Source organism: Cellulomonas septica (assembly GCF_012396155.1).
GTDB lineage: Bacteria > Actinomycetota > Actinomycetes > Actinomycetales > Cellulomonadaceae > Cellulomonas > Cellulomonas septica.
This window is the reverse complement of the sequence record NZ_JAAXOY010000501.1, coordinates 1-2657: the sequence shown is the minus strand read 5'-3', so window position 1 is coordinate 2657 and position 2657 is coordinate 1. Positions and strand designations below refer to the sequence as shown.

The 2657-nt window shown below is 75.9% G+C and carries 2 protein-coding genes; one reads left to right on the top strand and one right to left on the bottom strand.

The genetic code is table 11. The annotated features are described in order from the left end of the window. Window positions 1-1932 (top strand): hypothetical protein (locus tag HGA02_RS15705; RefSeq protein WP_168680018.1); only part of this gene is annotated, 1932 nt, incomplete at its 5' end. Here the strand turns inward: HGA02_RS15705 and HGA02_RS15700 are convergent. Continuing rightward, a complete protein-coding gene (locus tag HGA02_RS15700) occupies window positions 1847-2587 on the bottom strand; it encodes a glycosyltransferase (protein WP_168680019.1) in 741 nt (246 codons plus the stop codon). The two genes, HGA02_RS15705 and HGA02_RS15700, sit on opposite strands and share 86 nt — an antisense overlap. Window positions 2588-2657 lie beyond the last annotated feature (70 nt).

The window sequence follows — 2657 nt, the reverse complement described above, 5'->3', positions numbered from 1 at the left end:
GTCCGTGACGCGCTCGCGACCTCGCAGCTCGTGGTCGTCGACGCGGGCGTGCTGCGCGACCCCGGCTACGCGACCGCGCCACGCGGGTCGTCGACGACGCCCGAGGAGGAGCTCGGCGACGAGATCCCCGGCATCGCGGACCCGACCGACCCCGAGCTTCCGACGCCGGGCGCGATCGTCGAGCCCACGCGCTCGGCCCAGGCGCAGACGCTCGACGACCGCATCGGCGCGGTCCTGCGCGCCACCGAGCGCACGGGGGCGACGGTCCTCGTCGTGTCGCTCGCCGACTCGAGCCGCGCGACCCTCCAGCTCGCCGCGGCGCTCGGCACCGCACCGAACGGCGCCGAGTACGCGCGCAACCTGCTCACGTCGGGCGCGACGCGGCAGCCCGGGCTGGTCCAGACGGTCGACGTCACGCCCACGCTGCTCGCAGCCCTCGACCTCGACGACGACGCGCCGGCGCTCGCAGGCGCCACGATCCTGCCGACCGCGGGCCCGGCCACGGCATCCGCGCGGATGGCGATGCTGCTCGACGTGCAGCAGCAGGCGCAGTGGGTCACGCGCGTCAGCGGCGGGTTCTCGACGCGCATGGTGCTCGCGCAGGCCGTGCTCTTCGTCGCCGCCGCGATCATCCTCACGCGCAAGGGCCGCTCCGACCGACGCCCGCTGCGCCCGGCGCTGCACGCGCTGAAGATCGCGTCGCTCGCGCTCGCCGCCGCGCCCATCACGGCGTTCCTCACCGGCCTGGTCCCGTGGTGGCGCGCCGCCGACCCGCGCATGGCGTTCTGGTGGACCGTCCTCGCCTGGATCGCGCTCATCACCGCGCTCGCGCTCGTCGGGCCGTGGCGGCGCTCGGTCCTCGGCCCCGCCGGGTTCGTCGCCGCCGTGACCGTCGGCGTGCTCGTCGTCGACGCGTGCACGGGCTCGCACCTCGTCATCGACACCCCGATGGGCGCGCACCGGCTGCTCGCGGCCCGGTTCTACGGCATGAGCAACCAGGCGTTCGCGCTGCTCACGGCCGCGGGCCTGCTCGTGGCCGTCGCGATCGCCGACCCGCTCGTGCGCCGCGGCCGACGCGTCCTCGCGACCGTCCTGGTCGCGGCCCTCGGGCTCCTGCTCGTCGTCGTCGACGGCGCACCCGGCCTCGGCTCCGACTTCGGCGGCCCGCCCGCGCTCATCCTCGCGTTCGCGCTGCTCGGCATCGTCGTCAGCGGTCGTCGGGTGCAGTGGAAGACGCTCGCGCTCATCCTCGCCGTCGGCGCCCTCGTCGTCGGCGGGTTCGCGGTGCTCGACTGGATGCGGCCGCCCGCCGACCGCACGCACCTCGGACGGTTCTTCGCGACGGTCCTCGACGGCGGCCTGTGGGACGTCGTCTACCGCAAGCTGTCCGTCAACCTGCGCGTGCTCACCAACTGGCGCTACCTCGTGCTCGCGGTGTTCGGCATCGCGCTCACGTGGATCGTCCTGGCCGGCGACCGGCCGCGGCGCGGTGCCCTCATGGGTCCGCGCAGCCCGCTCGCCGGGCTCCAGGCCGCCGTCCCGCTCCTGCGGCCCGCGGTGCTCGCGATCGGCGCCGGCCTCGGCGTCGGGTTCCTCATCAACGACTCCGGCATCGTCGTCCCCGCGACGGGCATCGCGGTCGCGGTCCCCTGCCTCGTCGCGGCAGCGGCGCAGTGGCGCCTGGAGAACCCCGAGCCCACGGCCGTGGCCGTCGACGACCGACCTCCGGCGGGCATGGCCGCGCAGGCCGGGACGGCAGGCGCGACGGACGCAGCCGACGGTGGGTCCGTGCAGGACGCGCCGGTCGACCCCAGAGGTGCGTCCGCGGCGGTGGCGACCGACGAGGTCAGCGGTGCGTCTGCGGCGGACGCTGACGCGGTGCGACCGTCTGCTTCACCGACGCCGCCGCCCCCCGCACCCGGCGCGCGCTGACCGCGAGCTGCACGTCGCGGTACTGCGCCGCCCGGTGCAGCTGACCCTTGAGGTCCGACCCGGACGGCCGGTGCCGCAGCTCGCACGGCACCTCGATCACGCGGAACCCCTGACGCAGCAGGTCGATCGTCATGCCCGTCTCGACGCCCCACCCGCGCGCGAGCGGGGTCGCGGCCTCGAACGCCTCCCGCGTGAGGCAGCGCATGCCCGACAGTGGCTGCGTGGGCGTCCACCCCGTCATCGACGCGATGGCGCGCCGCGCGGCACCCACGACGATGCCGCGACCTCCCGCGCCGGGCTGCGGCGGCAGCAGCGCGATCGACAGGTCGGCGTGCCCCTCGACGACGGGCGGCACGAGCGGCGCGGTGTTGACGGCGGTCTCGCCCAGGTCACCGTCGATGAACAGCAGGACGCGCGGCAGACGGTCGGGCGCGTCGCGCATGGCGACGACGGCGGCGCCGGTCTCCATCGCGGCGGCCTTGCCGCGGTTGTGCGAGTGCCGCACGACGACCGCGCCGGCCTCGCGCGCGACGTGCTGCGTGTTGTCCTCGGAGCCGTCGTCGACGACGAGCACGAGGTCGACGTGCGGGATGGCGCGCGCGGAGCGGACGGTCGCGGCGATGCGCCGGGACTCGTCCTTCGCCGGGATGATCACGGCGACCCGCTGCTTGTGCCGGTGCGGCTTGGGCTCGCGCGCGTCGTGCGCGGGCTCACGCGCGGCGTCG